The sequence below is a fragment of the Stenotrophomonas sp. 78350_Sma genome, assembly GCF_056482105.1.
Genome location: NZ_CM151182.1, coordinates 1,968,495 through 1,984,997, shown reverse-complemented (window position 1 = coordinate 1,984,997; position 16,503 = coordinate 1,968,495). Strand labels below are relative to the sequence as shown.

14 protein-coding genes are annotated in these 16,503 nt (G+C 66.5%); 5 read left to right on the top strand and 9 right to left on the bottom strand.

Going from position 1 to position 16,503, the window contains the following annotated elements:
• Positions 1-12: 12 nt before the first annotated feature.
• The gene (locus ACZK4H_RS09360) at positions 13-702 is read right to left on the bottom strand and encodes a glutathione S-transferase family protein (RefSeq protein WP_099552303.1); all 690 of its coding nucleotides are present in this window, start codon (positions 700-702) and stop codon (positions 13-15) included.
• A gap of 153 nt (positions 703-855) precedes the next feature.
• Positions 856-1,065: a cold-shock protein gene (locus tag ACZK4H_RS09355; RefSeq protein ID WP_004153307.1), complete on the bottom strand. Its 210-nt coding sequence runs from the start codon at positions 1,063-1,065 to the stop codon at positions 856-858.
• Positions 1,066-1,367: 302 nt separating this feature from the next.
• On the opposite strand from ACZK4H_RS09355, the gene ACZK4H_RS09350 reads away from it, so the two are divergent.
• Positions 1,368-1,856, top strand: a complete 489-nt coding sequence (locus tag ACZK4H_RS09350) for a YaiI/YqxD family protein (protein ID WP_059034065.1) — start codon at positions 1,368-1,370, stop codon at positions 1,854-1,856.
• A 6-nt stretch (positions 1,857-1,862) separates the two neighbouring features.
• On the opposite strand, the gene ACZK4H_RS09345 is transcribed toward ACZK4H_RS09350, so the two are convergent.
• A complete protein-coding gene (locus ACZK4H_RS09345; protein ID WP_099552304.1) occupies positions 1,863-2,741 on the bottom strand; it encodes a pseudouridine synthase in 879 nt (292 codons plus the stop codon).
• A gap of 123 nt (positions 2,742-2,864) precedes the next feature.
• Here ACZK4H_RS09345 and ACZK4H_RS09340 point away from each other — a divergent pair, with 123 nt between their 5' ends.
• The 3 genes from ACZK4H_RS09340 (at position 2,865) to ACZK4H_RS09330 (ending at position 6,755) form a co-directional block, all read left to right on the top strand.
• The gene (locus ACZK4H_RS09340) at positions 2,865-3,413 is read left to right on the top strand and encodes a YaeQ family protein (RefSeq protein ID WP_099552305.1); all 549 of its coding nucleotides are present in this window, start codon (positions 2,865-2,867) and stop codon (positions 3,411-3,413) included.
• The gene (locus ACZK4H_RS09335) at positions 3,410-4,594 is read left to right on the top strand and encodes a BaiN/RdsA family NAD(P)/FAD-dependent oxidoreductase (protein WP_099552306.1); all 1,185 of its coding nucleotides are present in this window, start codon (positions 3,410-3,412) and stop codon (positions 4,592-4,594) included. Before ACZK4H_RS09340 ends, ACZK4H_RS09335 begins: the two co-directional genes overlap by 4 nt.
• 91 nt (positions 4,595-4,685) lie before the next feature.
• Entirely contained in the window at positions 4,686-6,755 is a 2,070-nt protein-coding gene (locus ACZK4H_RS09330; protein WP_099552319.1) for an EAL domain-containing response regulator, read from the top strand.
• Positions 6,756-6,862: 107 nt separating this feature from the next.
• Here the strand turns inward: ACZK4H_RS09330 and fabV are convergent, their stop codons facing one another.
• The 6 genes from fabV to queA form a co-directional block, all read right to left on the bottom strand.
• Positions 6,863-8,122, bottom strand: a complete 1,260-nt coding sequence (gene fabV / locus ACZK4H_RS09325; RefSeq protein WP_099552307.1) for an enoyl-ACP reductase FabV — start codon at positions 8,120-8,122, stop codon at positions 6,863-6,865.
• A 714-nt stretch (positions 8,123-8,836) separates the two neighbouring features.
• Positions 8,837-9,817 (bottom strand): protein translocase subunit SecF, encoded by a 981-nt coding sequence (gene secF, locus ACZK4H_RS09320; RefSeq protein WP_099552309.1) that lies wholly within the window; start codon positions 9,815-9,817, stop codon positions 8,837-8,839.
• A gap of 16 nt (positions 9,818-9,833) precedes the next feature.
• Positions 9,834-11,690, bottom strand: a complete 1,857-nt coding sequence (gene secD, locus ACZK4H_RS09315) for a protein translocase subunit SecD (RefSeq protein ID WP_164145991.1) — start codon at positions 11,688-11,690, stop codon at positions 9,834-9,836.
• A 61-nt stretch (positions 11,691-11,751) separates the two neighbouring features.
• Entirely contained in the window at positions 11,752-12,096 is a 345-nt protein-coding gene (gene yajC, locus ACZK4H_RS09310) for a preprotein translocase subunit YajC (RefSeq protein ID WP_099552311.1), read from the bottom strand.
• A 134-nt stretch (positions 12,097-12,230) separates the two neighbouring features.
• Positions 12,231-13,361, bottom strand: coding sequence for a tRNA guanosine(34) transglycosylase Tgt (gene tgt / locus ACZK4H_RS09305; RefSeq protein ID WP_079221572.1), 1,131 nt, complete (start codon positions 13,359-13,361; stop codon positions 12,231-12,233).
• Positions 13,362-13,546: 185 nt separating this feature from the next.
• Positions 13,547-14,614, bottom strand: coding sequence for a tRNA preQ1(34) S-adenosylmethionine ribosyltransferase-isomerase QueA (queA, locus tag ACZK4H_RS09300; protein ID WP_099552312.1), 1,068 nt, complete (start codon positions 14,612-14,614; stop codon positions 13,547-13,549).
• Between the two features lie 210 nt (positions 14,615-14,824).
• Between queA and ACZK4H_RS09295 the strand changes: the two genes are divergently transcribed.
• On the top strand, positions 14,825-16,321 hold the full coding sequence (locus ACZK4H_RS09295) for an aminotransferase class III-fold pyridoxal phosphate-dependent enzyme (protein WP_099552313.1): 1,497 nt from the start codon (positions 14,825-14,827) through the stop codon (positions 16,319-16,321).
• Positions 16,322-16,503: the final 182 nt, after the last annotated feature.

The window sequence follows — 16,503 nt, the reverse complement described above, 5'->3', positions numbered from 1 at the left end:
CGGCGGCCCTCCTCAATTGCCGCTGAGCGCCTGCAGGTGGCCGCCGTGGGCCTCGGCACGCTGGTAGGCGGGACGCTCGCTGATGCGCTTGAGGAAGCCACGCAGTGCCGGCTTGTCGTCGAGGCCACCACCGCGCGCGGCGGCCGCCTGGATCGGGAAGCTCATCTGGATGTCGGCCGCACTGAAGCGCTCGCCGGCGAACCATGGGCTTTCGGTCAGCCGACGCTCCATCCAGTCCAGGTGCAGGCGCCGCTGTGGGCCGATGAAGCCACGCTCGGCCTTGTCGGCAATGCTGCGCGCGATCGGACGGGCGAAGAACGGCATCGGCGCGTTGCGGATGCGGCCCATCACCAGGGTCAGCAGCAGCGGCGGCATCGCCGAGCCTTCGGCGTAGTGCAGCCAATAGCGGTAGGCGATGCGCTCGGCGCCATCGGCCGGCATCGGTGACGGCGACAGCTGGCGCTGGGTGTCATAGCGGTCGGCGAGGTAGTCGAGGATGGCACCGGACTCGGCCAGCACCAGTCCGCCATCCTGCAGTACCGGCGACTTGCCGAGCGGATGCACATTGCGAAGCTCCGGCGGTGCCAGCAGCGTCTTTGGATCGCGCGGATAGCGGCGCAGCTCGTAGTCCAGCCCCAGCTCCTCCAGCATCCACAGCACGCGCAGGGAACGGGAGTTTTCCAGGTGATGGACGATGCGCATGAGGATGATCCTTGGGGAGGCCCTCATCCTACCGCGGCGGCTGCATGCCCTTTGTAGAGTCGAGCCATGCTCGACTCTACAAAACGGCAGGCAATAAAAAACGCCGGAAGCTTTCGCTTCCGGCGTTCTGGCTACCCAACGGTAGCAGACGGATTAGACCGCCTGCACCTGGTCAGCCTGCATACCCTTCTGACCCTGGACGGCGATGAAGGTAACCTTCTGGCCTTCCTGCAGGGTCTTGAAGCCGGTGCCCTGGATGGCACGGAAGTGCACAAACAGGTCCGGGCCGCTTTCCGGGGTGATGAAGCCGAAGCCCTTGGCGTCGTTGAACCACTTGACGGTGCCGGTCTGACGATCAGACATTTGACTAACTCCTGAAACACATGTTGAAAAAAATCGCAGCCACCGGGTATCGGGGCCGAGACTGAGTTGCAGGCGTTGGTAAAGCGGATCGATGAGCGGATCGTGAGATCAACTGCACCAGGCCACGATTCACGGTGACCCTAGCAAACACAGTGGGTCGAACGATACGCGTGTTTTCTGCAAAAAGCGATAGCCCGGACGTTCATGGGCAAACCCCGCCCGCTAGGCGTGACAAGGCTTGGCAGCCGATCAAGCCTAACTCCGAGTCCCCATTCAGGTTTTTCCTACCCTACACTGGGTAAATGACTGAAGCTGAAACCCAAGCTGAACCCGCCCTCCCCCGCATCTGGGTGGACGCGGACGCCTGCCCCACCGTCATTCGCGACATCCTGTTCCGTGCCGCTGAACGGGTCGGGATCGAGCTGACCCTGGTCGCCAACCAGTGGATCCGCACCCCGCCGTCGCGCTGGCTGCGCTCGATCCAGGTGCCGCAAGGCCTGGACGTGGCCGACAGTGCCATCGTCGAACGGGTGGCCGCCGGCGACCTGGTGGTCACCCAGGACATCCCGCTGGCTGCACTGGTGCTGGAGAAGAAGGCCGTGGCGCTGAACCCGCGCGGCCAGCTGTACACACCGAACAACATGGCCGAGCGGCTGTCGATGCGCAATTTCATGGAGGAGCTGCGCGGTGCCGGAGTGCAGACCGGCGGACCGCCCCCGCTGGGGCCGCGCGACCGGCAGCTGTTCGCCGCCGAACTGGACCGCTGGCTGGCGCGGCGCCCGGCCCGCTGACCCGCGCTAGCCGCCCGGGTCCATTCGGCGCAGGCGCCGCTGGCTGCTGAACCGCCGCGGCTCCCCGGTGAGTGGATCGTCAAAGGCCAGCGCCTGTGCCAGCAGCTGCAGCGGTGGCTCGGCGCTGCCCTCCGGCCGCGACTGCAGCTGCGGGTAAAGGTCATCACCCTCGATCGGCGCGCCCAGCGCGGCCATGTGCACGCGCAACTGGTGCTTGCGGCCGGTTTCCGGCTTCAACCGGTAGCGCCAGATCGGCCCCTCGGCCTCGATCGGCTCGATCAGGCTGCGCGCATTGGGCTCGCCCGGCACTTCGGCCATGCGGAAGAACGGCTCGTCCGGCGCCAGCCGGCTGTGCCGCTGCAGCGGGAACTCCAGCCCCGGCAGCGCCGGTGCCAGCGCCTCATAGATCTTTTCAATGCGGCGCTCGCGGAACAGCCGCTGGTAGGCATCGCGCGTAGCCGCCTTCGCCGAGAACAGCACCAGGCCAGCAGTCAGCCTGTCCAGCCGGTGCAGCGGTACCAGCCCGGTATTGCCCGTACGTGCGATCAAGCGCGCCAGCAGGGTTTCACGCACATGGCGTCCGGCCGGCGTCACCGGCAGGAAGTGCGGCTTGTCGGCCACCAGAAGGTGCTCATCCAGATGCAGGATGGTCTCGGCGAAGGGAATCACCGGTTCGTCAGCCACCTCGCGGAAGTACTGGATCTCCAGCCCCACCTGCCAGGGCATGTCCGGCGACAGCGCCCTGCCCTGCACGTCCTGCACGCGGCCACGCGCGAAGCGGTCCTGCCACTGCGCACGGTCGATGCGTGGGAAACGTGCGCACAGGCCTTCGAGCAGGCTGGGCCAGTGGCCGGGCGGCAGCTGCAGGCGGCTGGGCAGGGTCATCGGGTCCATTCCTGCGGCGGGAAAGCATGCAAGCGTGCCACGTTGACGTCGCGCAGACAGCCCTGCAACGGACACCCCAGGATCAAACCTCTATCATTGTCGTCTTTAGTCCACGGATCCCCCATGGCTCTTACCGCCACCATCCGCAAGGCCGAGCTGCAGATCAGCGACATGGATCGCGGTTACTACGCGACCCACAACCTGACCCTGGCCCAGCACCCGTCCGAGACCGACGAACGATTGATGGTGCGCCTGCTCGCCTTCGCCCTCAATGCGGGAGACCGCCTGGAGTTCGGCCGTGGCCTGAGCACCGACGATGAGCCGGACCTGTGGGAACACGACTACACCGGCGACATCCTGCAGTGGATCGACCTGGGCCATCCCGACGAATCCCGCATCCGCAAGGCCAGCAACCGCAGCCGCCAGGTGCAGGTGATCAATTACGGCGGCAATGCCTCGGACATCTGGTGGGGCAAGCAGGGCAAGAGCCTGGCGCGCTTCGACAACCTGTCGGTAGTTGATCTGGACGGTGAGTTCGTCGAACGCTGGGGCCAGCAGGTCCAGCGCGCGATGCGCTGGAGCGTGCTGATCCAGGACGGTGAAGTGCAGCTGCTCAACGATCAGATGCAGCTCGACGTGATCCCGAACTGGCGCAAGCGCGCCAAGGCATGAGCACGACCCGCTGCGACGTGGTGGTCATCGGCGCCGGCGCGGCCGGGCTGATGACCGCGATCACGGCTGGCCAGCGCGGCCGCCAGGTGCAGGTGATCGACCATGCCAACAAGGTCGGAAAGAAGATCCTGATGTCCGGCGGTGGCCGCTGCAACTTCACCAACACCGGCACCAGCCCGGCCAACTTCCTGTCGGCCAACCCGCACTTCTGCAAGTCGGCGCTGGCGCGCTACACGCCCTGGCACTTCATCGAGCTGGTCAGCAAGCACGGCATCGCCTATCACGAGAAGGAACTGGGCCAGCTGTTCTGCGACATCTCGTCCAAGCAGATCGTGAAGATGCTGGTGGAGGAATGCCAGGCGGCCGGCGCGCAGATCCGCACCGGGTGCAGCGTGCAGCGCATCGAGCACGGCAGCGACGGTTTCCGCGTGCACACCACCGATGGCCTGTTCCACTGCGCCTCGCTGGTGGTGGCCACCGGCGGCCTGTCGATTCCGAGCATGGGTGCCACCGGCTTCGGCTACGAAATTGCCCGCCAGTTCGGCCATCAGGTGCTGCCGACCCGCGCCGGCCTGGTGCCGCTGACACTCAGCGGCAAGCACCAGGAGCGGCTGGCCGATCTGAGCGGTGTCGCCCTGCCGATCGAGGCGCGTTGCAACGGCAAGAGCTTCCAGAACTTCATGCTGCTGACCCATCGCGGCGTGAGTGGACCGGCGATCCTGCAGATCTCCTCGTTCTGGCAACCCGGCGACGCGCTGGAGCTGGACCTGCTGCCCGGCCAGGATGCCGGCGAGTGGCTGCGCCAGATGAAGCGCGAGCGCCCGGCCGCCGAGCTGCGCACGGTACTGGGTGAGGTGCTGCCCAAGCGACTGGCGCAGCGCCTGTGCGAACACTGGCTGCCCGACCGGCCCGTGCGCCAGCTGGACGAGCCGGTGCTGCGCCAGGCCGCGCAGCTGCTGGGCGCGTTCCCGCTGGTGGCCAGCGGCACCGAGGGCTATCGCACCGCCGAAGTCACCCTGGGCGGCGTGGATACCGCTGAGGTGTCGTCCTCGACGATGGAATCCAAGCGCGTGCCCGGCCTGCATTTCGTTGGCGAGGTGCTGGATGTGACCGGCTGGCTGGGCGGCTACAACTTCCAGTGGGCCTGGGCCAGCGGCCACGCGGCCGGGGGCGTGGTGTGAACCAGATCGCCGTTCGATGCGCGCAAGGGGTGCGCGCATGGACGGTTCGCCGCGCATCGTGTATCTAGATTCGCAGATTGGGGAGCAGTGCATGCAGAACGCGAACGACATCACCATCCGCCTGCTGATCGTCGATGACAGCGGCGAAAATGCCGAAGCCATTGTCAGCACCCTGCGCAACAGCGGCATCGCGGTGCGGCCCTGGCGGCCGCAGGATGCGGCCGAGCTGTCCCAGGTGCTGTCCAGCCAGGCCATCGACCTGGTGCTGGCGTCGCCCTCGCAGGGCATCCCGCTGCCGCTGGTAGCCCAGCACATCGCCGCCAGTGGCAAGGACATCCCGCTGGTGCTGCTGGCCGAGCGCATCGACGAGGACGAGCTGGTGCAGGCCAGCAGCCACGGCATCCGTGCCCTCGCCCTCCGCCAGCGCTCCGAGCATCTGTTGGCTGTGGTCCGCGACCAATGGGTGGACCTGCAGGCCCGTCGCGGCCTGCGCCGCATCGAGGCGCAGATGCGTGAGACCGAGCGCCGCTGCGATGCGCTGATCGCCTCTTCGCGCGATCCCATCGCCTACGTGCACGAAGGCATGCACATCCGTGCCAACGATGCCTACCTGGAGATGTTCGGCTACGAGCAGTTCGACGACATCGAAGGCATCTCGCTGCTGGACATGGTCGCCGCGCAGCATGTGGAGGGCTTCAAGCAGCTGCTGAAGGGCCTCAGCCGCGGCGAGGCGCCGCCGCCGCAGTACCAGCTCGATGCCCGCCACGAGGATGGCAGTACGTTCGCGGCAACCATGGAATTCACCGCTGCCACCTACGAAGGCGAATCCTGCCTGCAGGTGGTGCTTCGCCGCCGCATGGAATTCGATCCGGAGCTGGCCCGCGAAGTGGAGGACCTGCGCCAGCGCGACCAGGTCACGGGCCTGCTCAACCGCCCGACCTTCATGCTGCAACTGGAAAGCGCGGTGGCCCAGGCCGGCCGCAGCGAAGGCCAGTTCGGCCTGCTTCTGATCGAGCCGGACCACTATGCGCGCCTGTTGCCGGACATCGGCCTGGCATCGGCCGACACCCTGATCGGCGCACTGGCGTCGCTGCTGGCCGACGTGGTCGGTCAGGAGGCCCAGCTGGCCCGCTTCGGTGAACACAGTTTCGCCGTGCTGCTGGCCGGGCCCTACGCGCAGACCGTGGCACTGGCCGAGCGGATCCGCGAAGCCTATGCAGCGCATGTGTTCAGCATCGGTGCGCGCTCGGCCACGGTGACGGTCAGCATCGGTGGCGTACAGGTGGGCGAGAAGATCGCCAGCATCGGCCAGGTGCTCGCACGCGCCAGCGAGTGCACGCATGCCGCCGCCGAACTGGGCAATACCTGCCGCATCTTCGATCCGGCCGCGGCCGACCGCGTCGAGGAAGAGCGCGTGCTGCGCTGGGTCACCCGTATCCGTGAAGCACTGGCCGGCGACGGCTTCCAGCTGCACTACCAGCCGGTGCTGAACCTGCAGGGCGAGCCGCTGGAGCTGTACGAAGCCTATCTGCGCCTGGAGCACAACGGCGAACTGCTGAGCCCGACTGCGTTCCTTGGCATCGCAGAGGAGTACGGGCTGCTGGCGGAGATCAACCGCTGGGTGGTTTCTCAGGCCATCGCCGTACTGGGCCAGCGCGCCCGCGAGGGCCATGCCACCCAGGTCCTGGTGAAGGTGACGCCGGAGTCGTTCGACGACCCGCAGATGATCGCTACCCTGCGGCGCGAACTGCAGGCACAGGGTGTGCCCGGCGAACGGCTGTGGCTGCATGCACCGGAGGCGAAGGTGTTCACCCATCTGCGCAGCGCGCAGCAGTTCCTTGCCGAAGTGGCGCCCCTGGGCTGCCGCATCGGCCTGGAGCAGTTTGGTTCGGGATTGGACTCGTTCCAGCTGCTGGCCCACTTCCAGCCGCAGTTCCTCAAGCTGGACCGCGGTTTCACCAGCGATCTGGCGGCCACCCGCGAGAACATCGACCGCATCAGCCAGATCACCGCGCGTGCGCAGGAAGCCGGCATCCGCACCATCGCCGAGTTCGTCAGCGACGCCAATTCGATGACCCTGCTGTTCAGTGCCGGCGTGGACTACGTGCAGGGCGACTTCGTCGGCCCGGCGCTGCCGGAGATGGGGTTTGAGTTTGGGTGACCGAGGTAGTGCCGGCCGCTGGCCGGCAGCCTTTGGTACCCAGGGTTGCCGGCCAGCGGCCGGCACTACCCAAAGATAAGGCCGGCTTTCGCCGGCCTTTTCATTGATCAGGTCATGTCGACCAGGTTGTCGATCTTCACGTCCGGGTTGACGTCGGCCTCGTAGTCGACGCCCTCCACGCCAAAGCCGAACAAGCGCAGGAAGTCGGCCTTGTAGCCGGCCAGGTCGCTGATCTCGTACAGGTTCTCGTTGGTCACCTGCGGCCACAGCGCCACCACCTTGCCCTGCACGTCCGCCGCCATTTCCTTGTAGTCGGCACGCAGGCGGCCTTCCTCATCGACCAGCGCAACGGTGTGGCCATCGCCATCGACCAGGTCGTGGCGCAGGCGATCGATTGCCACGCCGTCGGCCTTGCCGCCGTAGAGGATGTCGTACAGCACATCCAGCTGTTCGATGCAGCCTTCGTGCGTGCCCTTTTCCTTCATCACCTTGAACAGCAACGACAGGTAAAGCGGCATGGTCGGAATGGCCGAGCTGGCCTGGGTGACCACGGCCTTCAGCACCGACACGCGCGCGTCGCCGCCGATCCTGGCCAGCTTCTCGCGCAGGCCCAGCACCTTGGTGTCCAGGTCCTTCTTGGCGGCACCGATCGAGCCGTTCCAGTAGATCGCCTGGGTGATCTCTTCGCCCACGTAGGTGAAGGCGGTGGTGGTGCAGCCATTGGCCAGCACGCCGGCATCGGCCAGCGCATCGATCCACATCTGCCAGTCCTCACCACCCATCACCGCAACGGTACCGGCGATTTCTTCCGGAGTGGCTGGCTGCAGATGGGTTTCGGTCAGCACTTCCTTGTCGGTATCCAGGCCACGCAGGGTGATCGGCTCGCCGATCGGCTTCAGCGTGGAGCTGATGATCTCGCCGGTCTTCGGATGCTTGCGGCGCGGCGCGGCCAGGCTGTACACGACCTGGTCGACCTGGCCGAGATCGGCCTTGATCATCTCGATGGTCCTGGCCTTCACTTCATCGGAGAAGGCATCGCCGTTGATGCTCTTGGCGTACAGGCCGGCTTCGTCGGCGTACTTGTGGAACGCGGCGGAGTTGTACCAGCCGGCGGTGCCCGGCTTGGATTCGGTGCCCGGGCGCTCGAAGAAGATGCCCAGGGTCGCGGCGCCGCTGCCGAACGCGGCGGTGATGCGTGCGGCCAGGCCGTAGCCGGTGGAGGCACCAATGACCAGCACGCGCTTGGGACCATTCTGGATGGGCGGACGCGCGCGGATGTAGTCGATCTGCTGCTTGACCGCGGCTTCGCAGCCGGTCGGGTGGGTGGTGACGCAGATGAAGCCGCGGACGCGCGGTTTGATGACCATGGATACCTCGGGTTGGCAGATGCGGCGCACGGGGCGCTCAGCAGGAATACGGGCGCGCGCCTGCGCGCGCGAACCGCAGGATCGTAGTGCGCGGGGGCCGAATGCACAACCGACGCTGGCGTAGGGTGGTGCTTGTTTTGCAGGGTTGCACCCTGCACCTGCGGTAGTGCCGGCCGCTGGCCGGCAACCCCAACAGCAACGTCAAAAGCTGGGTTCCTGTGGGTTGGCGGGGTGGGTCCGGTTGCGGGGGGCGCTTCAAGTACGTCCATGTAAGCTCGGTCGCCGCATCCATGCGGCTCACGCCCCCGCAACCGGACCCACCCCGCCTTCGACAGATTTCCGCGACCTGTCGGGACAGCATTCTTCTCTGGTGGGTGTCGACCTTGGTCGACACGGTAGATCTGATTCCAGTTTGATTATCGATATCTGACAGATGTGTCGACCAAGGTCGACACCTACCAACAGCCGCAGGAATCTGTCAGAGGTGGGGCCATGTGGGTTGGCAGGACCGTTGGCGCCATGGATGGCGCCATCGAGCCCCCAAGGATGGGTTTACGGCGTGTCCTGCCAACCCACATGGCCCCGCCCAACCAGCAGAAAGCCAGCTCCGGCTTTTGACGTTGCCGTTGCATTGAGCGGGTGCAGGGCTGCAAGCCCTGCACACAAAAAACCCCGCTTGCGCGGGGTTCTCTGTGTGCTGCGGGCAGCAGGCGTTTACGGGCGACGGGCCAGGGCCTCGACGTCCTTTGCCTTCGGCAGCAGGTCCTGCTTGCTGACGCGCAGGAAGCCGATCGTCAGCATCGGCACCGCCACCAGGATCGAGGACAGCACCACGATCACCGCACCGATCATGTGCGTCTCGGCCAGGCCTTCCATCGAGCTGCCGCCGTACATGTACAGGGCAAGCGCGGACAGGAAGAACATCACCGCGGTGATCACCGTACGCGACAGCGTCTGGTTGATCGAACGGTTCAGCACTTCCATCGAATCCACGCGCAGGCTGCGGAAGTTCTCGCGGACGCGGTCGAAGACCACGATGATGTCGTTGATCGCAAAGCCCATCACCGACAGCAGGCCGGCCAACACGGTCAGGTCGAACTCACGGCCCAGCAGGGACACGTAAGCCACCGTCACGATCAGGTCGAACATCGCCACAATGCTGGCGGTGACCGCGAACTTCCACTCGAAGCGCACCGCGATGTAGATCAGGAAGCCGGCCAGCATGAAGATGGTGGCGTACAGGCCATTCATCGCCAGGTCCTTGCCGATCTGCGGGCCCACGAACTCGTTGCGGAGCACGGTGGCCTGGTTGTCGGCGGTGGACAGGGCCTTCACCACGGCTGCGGCGGTGGCCTTGTCCTCGGCGGCGGCGTCACCGGTACCCGGCGCATGCTCACCGTGCGGGGCCAGGCGGATCAGCAGGTCGGTGTTACCACCGACGCTCTGTACCTGGGCGCCTTCGAAGCCATTCTGCTCGAGCTTGTTGCGGACCTGCTCGACGTCCACCGCCTTGTCGAAGCGGGCTTCGATCAGGGTGCCGCCGGTGAAGTCCAGCGCGTAGTTGAAGCCCTTGATGCCGATGATGGCTATCGAGGCCAGGAACACCACGATGGTGACTGCCATGGCGACATGGCGCCAACGCATGAAGTCGATCTTGGTGTCGTTCGGGAGGATGTGCAGCGGAAACAGTTTCATTGTGCGTGTCGTCCCGTCAGATGGCCACGTTCTGGAGCTTCTTGCGACGGCCGTAGATCAGCGTCGCCAGCGCACGCGACACGGTGATCGCGGTGAACATGGAGGCGAAAATACCGATGATCATGGTCAGCGCGAAGCCCTTCAGCGGACCGGTACCGAATGCGAACAGCGCCACGCCGACGATCAGGCCGGTCAGGTTGGCGTCGAGGATGGTGCCCGAGGCACGCTCGTAACCGGTCACGATCGCGGTCTTGCCCGGCACGCCGGCACGCAGTTCTTCACGGATACGCTCGTTGATCAGCACGTTGGCGTCCACCGACAAGCCGACCGACAACGCCAGGCCGGCAAAGCCCGGCAAGGTCATGGTCGCGCCGAACAGCGACATCACCGCCACCACGATCAGCAGGTTGAACAGCATCGCTGCCGAGGTGATCACACCGAACATGCGGTAGTACACGCTGAAGAACACCAGGGTGAACAGGAACGCGAACACCACCGCGCGCATGCCGTTCTTGACGTTTTCGGCGCCGAGGCTCGGGCCGACCACGCGTTCTTCGACGAAGTCCATCGGCGCGGCCAGCGAGCCGGACTTCAGCAGCTTGGCCAGGTCGTCGGCTTCCTTCTTCTGCAGGCCGGTGGTCTGGAAGTTCTTGCCGAACACGCCGTTGATGTTGGCCACCGAGATCACTTCCTCGTTGACCTTGAAGCCACGCACTTCCTGGCCGTCAACCACGGTCACGGTCGGCACGCGCTCGGTATACACCACCGCCATCGGCTTGTTCACGTTGGCGCTGGTGAAATCGAACATGCGCTGGCCGCCGACGTTGTTCAGCGTCACGCTGACCGCCGGTGCACCGCTGGTGGAGTCGGTCACCGCCTGCGCGCCGACCATCTGGTCGCCGGTGACGATCACGCGCTTGTTCAGCAGGATCGGACCGCCGCCGTCACGGCGCTGATAGACCTTCGCTTCCGGCGGGATACGACCGGAGTCGATCGCGTCCTGCGCGTTGCCCTCGACCACCGCACGGTATTCCAGAGTGGCGGTGGCGCCGATCATGCGCTTGGCTTCGGCCGTGTCCTGCACGCCGGGCAGCTGCACGACCACGCGGTCGGCACCCTGGCGCTGGATGATCGGCTCGGCCACGCCGAGCTGGTTCACGCGGTTGCGCAGGGTGTTGATGTTCTGCTCGATGGCGCCATTGGCGATCTGCGCGATCTCGGTCTCCGGCACGGTGACCGTGATGCGGTTGCCGCTGACGTCGTAGCCGAGCGTCGGCTGCGCCTTGACCAGGGCCGTACGGGCACGCTGCGCGGCGTCATCACCGGCGGACGGGCTCAGGTTGGCCACGATGCTGTTGTCAGCGCGGCGCTCCACCGACTGGTACGCGATGCGTGCGTCACGCAGGGTGCTGCGCACGTCTTCGGTGTAGGCGTCCAGGCGCTTGTCCAGGGCGGCCTTCTGGTCGACCTGCAGCACGAAGTGCACACCACCCTGCAGGTCCAGGCCCAGCACCATCGGACGACCGCCGAGGTTGGCCAGCCAGTCCGGCACGGTCGAAGCCAGGTTCAGGGCCACGGTGTACTTCTCGCCGACGGTGTCACGCAGGGCGTCGCTGGCGGCGGACTGCGCCTTCAGGTCCGGCAGGCGGACAATCAGGCTCTCCCCTTCCTTCTCGGCACCGATGGTGTCCACGCCGGCCTTCTTCAGGTCGGCCAGAACACGGTCGCGCAGCGCGTCGTCGACCGTTCCGCCACGGTTGGCGGTGATCTGGACGGCCGGGTCCTTCTGGTAGATGTTGGGCAGTGCGTACAGCGCACTGAGCGCCAGTACGATCAGGATGACGACGTACTTCCAGCGTGGAAATTCGAGCATTGCTTGGGTCCCGCGCGGCGCCATCCCCGGCGCCGCGGTTGTGCATCGGAAAGGGAGTGGCTTACTGGGCCGACTTCAGGGTACCGGCCGGCAGCACGTTGCCGACAGCGCCCTTCTGCACGCGGATGCGCACGTTGTCGGCCACTTCGATGGTGATGAAGTTGTCGCCGATGTCGGTGACCACGCCGGCGATGCCGCCGTTGGTCAGCACTTCGTCGCCACGCTTGATCTTCTCCAGCATGGCCTTGTGCTCCTTCTGCCGCTTCATCTGCGGGCGGATCATCAGGAAGTACATGATGGCGATCAGGATGACCGGGAACAGCAGCGTGGTCAGGCCCATGCCCTGCGGTTGGCCGCCGGCGGCCTGGGCGTGGGCGGCGGGAATCAGGAAGGCAAGCAGGTTCATCGTTGGTCCTTTGGTTGGGCGGCGCTCCCGTCCCTTCAGGGGCGGGGGTGTCGACCGCGGATCTGGGTCAGCCTTGAAGTATGCCACGGCCCCGGACGTTCGTCCTTGGGCCGTTCGGCAGGGGTGCTGCGGGGTTACAGGGGCGGCGCAACCGCCCCGCGTGCTGCATAGAAGGACTCGCGGAAGGCCTGGAAGGTTCCCGCCTCGATGGCCGCACGGATGTCGGCCATCAGTTTTTCGTAATAGAACAGGTTGTGCAGGGTGCCCAGCATCGGCGCCAGCATCTCGTTGCAGCGGTCCAGGTGGCGCAGGTACGAGCGGGTGTAGCCGCCGCTGCAGGCCACGCAGCCGCAGCCCGGCTCGATCGGGTCCATGTCGCGCGCATACTGCGAGTTGCGGATGCGTACGGTGCCGAACGAGGTGAAATAGTGGCCGTTGCGGGCATTGCGGGTGGGCATCACGCAGTCGAACATGTCCACGCCACGGGCGACACCCTCGACCAGGTCCTCCGGCCGGCCCACGCCCATCAGGTAGCGCGGGCGGTCGCCCGGCAGCTCCGGGTCCAGGTGGTCGAGCATGGCGTTGCGCTCGTGCTCCGGTTCGCCCACGGCCAGGCCGCCGATGGCATAGCCGTCGAAGCCGATCGCCTGCAGGGCCTCGGCCGAGCGGCTGCGCAGGTCGGTGTGCACCCCGCCCTGGACGATGCCGAACAGGGCCGCGTCGTTGCCGAGCTCGTCATGCGCGTTGCGGCTGCGCTGGGCCCAGCGCAGGCTCAGCTCCATCGAACGGCGGGCGACATCCTCGGTGGCCGGGTACGGGGTGCACTCGTCGAAGATCATCACCACGTCCGAATCGAGCACCTTCTGGATCTTCATGCTCTCTTCCGGGCCCAGGAATACGCGGGCGCCGTCGGTGGGCGAAGCAAAGGTCACGCCCTGCTCGGTGATCTTGCGGCGGTGCGCCAGCGAGAACACCTGGAAGCCGCCGGAGTCGGTCAGGATCGGGCCATCCCACTGGCAGAAGCCGTGCAGGCCGCCGTGGTCGGCGATGATGTCCAGGCCCGGCCGCAGGTACAGGTGGAAGGTGTTGCCGAGGATGATCTCGGCGCCCAGCGCGCGCACCTGGTCCGGCAGGATGCCCTTGACCGAGCCATAGGTTCCCACCGGCATGAAGGCCGGCGTTTCCACCGTGCCACGCGGAAAGGTCAGGCGGCCACGGCGGGCACGGCCGTCGCGGGTCTGGAGCTGGAACTGCAATCGGGACATGGAGCGGTCGTTCAGGCAAATAGTTGCCTATTGTCTCCCAAAACCGCCTTCCCTGCTCCGGTAGCGCCGGGCCATGCCCGGCGGCGAGATCCGCCGGAGATGGCCGGGGGTACCGGATTCATCCACGCATGGCGTGGATCTACTACCGTCCAGTAGATCCACGCCATGCGTGGATGAAGTGCGCGTCAGCCTGCCTGCGGGAACAGCAGCATCGCGTCGCCGTAGCTGAAGAAGCGGTAGCGCTGCTCGATCGCGTGCTGGTAGGCCTCGAACACGCGCTCCTTGCCGGCGAACGCAGAGATCATCATCAGCAGCGTGCTTTCCGGCAGGTGGAAGTTGGTCACCATCGCATCGACACTGCGGATGCGATAACCCGGGGTGATGAAGATCTGCGTTTCTCCGGCGAACGGCAGCAGCTCGCCATCGCGCATCGCGCTTTCCAGCGCGCGCACCACGGTGGTGCCAACGCCGATCACGCGGCCGCCGGCGGCGCGCGTGCGCCGCACCTGCTGCACCAGTTCGGCGCCAACGTTCAGCCACTCGCGGTGCATCACGTGGTCCTTCAGGTCATCGGCGCGCACCGGCTGGAAGGTGCCCGCGCCCACGTGCAGGGTGACGTGGCCGAACTCCACGCCCTTGTCCTTCAGCGCAGCCAGCAGCGGTTCGTCGAAATGCAGGCCGGCGGTCGGCGCCGCCACCGCGCCCACTTCGCGCGCGAACACGGTCTGGTAGCGCTCGCGGTCGTCCACGCCCGGCTCGCGCTGGATGTACGGCGGCAGCGGCAGGCGGCCGGCATGCAGCAGCCATTGTTCCAGCGATTCCGGCACATGGAACTGCAGCACGTAGAACTCGCCATCGCGGCCCAGCACCTCGGCTTCGCCACCGGCATCCAGCGCGATGCGGCTGCCCGCCTTCGGCGACTTGCTGGCGCCGACCTGCGCGCGTGCCTGCTGGGCGCCGAGCAGGCGCTCGATCAGGATCTCCACGCGGCCACCGCTGGCCTTCTGCCCGAACAGGCGCGCCGGGATCACCCGGGTGTCGTTGAACACCAGCAGGTCGCCCGGCTGCAGCAGCGACGGCAGGTCGCGCACCTGCAGATCGGTGAAGGCATCGGGCGCCGGCGGCACCAGCAGCAGGCGGCTTGCGGAACGTTCGGCCAGGGGTGCCTGCGCGATCAGTTCAGCCGGCAGGTCGTAGTGGAAATCGGACTTCTTCAAGGCAGTGGGCGGCAACAGGTCGACAATGGCGCGCATTGTACGTCCAGCGTCTGCGAGCCGGCGCGCTTCGCAGCGAACGTCGCGCAAAATGCTGCTATGCAGCAGGCTTTTGCGGGGTTATCGCGCAAAAAAACAAGTGCTAGCATCGAGCCGGAAGTCCGCTGCACGAGCCTGCCCCAAGCGCGCGTGATGACGCGCGTTTTGCTTTTGAAGACCCGTGCGACCCATTGTTTCAGGAGATCTGCAATGAGCTTCATCGAACGCCTCGCCCCCCTGCGCAACCAGCCCGGCGCCCGCCTTACCTCCGGTCTGGACGATGCCACCCTGACCGCCCTGTCCGCCAACCACCCGCAGCTGATCGCCGCGGTGGACGCCGCCGCCGAGGAATTTGCGCGCGTACAGGCCGACCTGGGGCCGCTGCTGGCGCAGGACGAACAGGCGCAGATCGACGCAATGCAGGACGGTTTCGTCAATTTCTATGCCGATGACGCGGTGACCCCGTACGTGGCGCTGGCCGCGCGCGGCCCGTGGGTGGTCACCCTGAAGGGCGCCGTGCTGTACGACGCCGGCGGCTACGGCATGCTCGGCTTCGGGCACACCCCGGACGCTGTGCTGGAGGCGATGGCCCGCCCGCAGGTGATGGCCAACATCATGACCCCCAGCCTGTCGCAGCAGCGCTTCATCACTGCCCTGCGCGCCGAGATCGGCCACCGCCGTGGCGGCTGCCCGTTTGCCCGTTTCATGTGCCTGAATTCCGGCTCCGAAGCGGTCGGCCTGGCCGCGCGCATCGCCGACGTCAACGCCAAGCTGCAGACCGACCCGGGCGCACGCCACGCCGGTGCTGCGATCAAGCGCGTGGTGGTCAAGGGCAGCTTCCATGGCCGTACCGACCGCCCTGCCCTCTATTCGGATTCCAGCCGCAAGAGCTACATGCAGCACCTGGCCAGCTACCGTGGCGAGGACTCGGTGATCACCGTGGCGCCGTACGACGAAGCCGGCCTGCGCAAGGTGTTCGAGGACGCCGCGCGCAACCAGTGGTTCATCGAGGCGGTGTTCCTGGAGCCGGTGATGGGCGAAGGCGACCCGGGCCGTTCGGTGCCGCCGTCGTTCTATGCCGTGGCCCGCGAACTGACCCGTGCCCATGGCAGCCTGCTGCTGCTCGACTCGATCCAGGCCGGCCTGCGTGCGCATGGCGTGCTGTCGGTGGTCGATTACCCGGGCTTCGAAGGCCTGGACCCGCCGGACATGGAGACCTACTCCAAGGCGCTCAACGCCGCGCAGTATCCGCTGTCGGTGCTGGCGGTGACCGAGCATGCCGCGCAGCTGTACCGCAAGGGCATCTATGGCAACACCATGACCAGCAACCCGCGGGCACTGGACGTGGCCTGCGCCACCCTGGCCCAGCTGACCCCGCAGGTGCGCGCCAACATCGCCGAGCGTGGTGCCGAGGCCGTGCGCAAGCTTGAACAGCTGAAGAACGAGCTGGGCGGGCTGATCACCAAGGTGCAGGGCACCGGCCTGCTGTTCTCCTGCGAGCTGGCCCCGCAGTTCAAGTGCTACGGCGCCAACTCCACAGAGGAATGGCTGCGCCAGCACGGCATCAACGTGATCCACGGTGGCGAGAACTCGCTGCGCTTCACCCCGCACTTCGGCATGGACAGCGAGGAGCTGGACCTGCTGGTGGGCATGGTCGGCCGCGCCCTGCGTGAAGGCCCGCGCCGCGAGCAGGCCGCGGCGGCGTAAGCGCCCGCGTCGGTAGAGCCGAAGGCAGCGGCAGGAGCCGCTGCCAACGTCGCTGGCGACGGCCCGAAGGGTGCCGGTCAGGACGACCGGCATAGCCATGCTCGACTCTACAGAAGGCCTCTCAAGGCCGCATACTCTACGCACACCCCGTCGCTGACTGCCTTTCGGTCGGCGACGGGGCG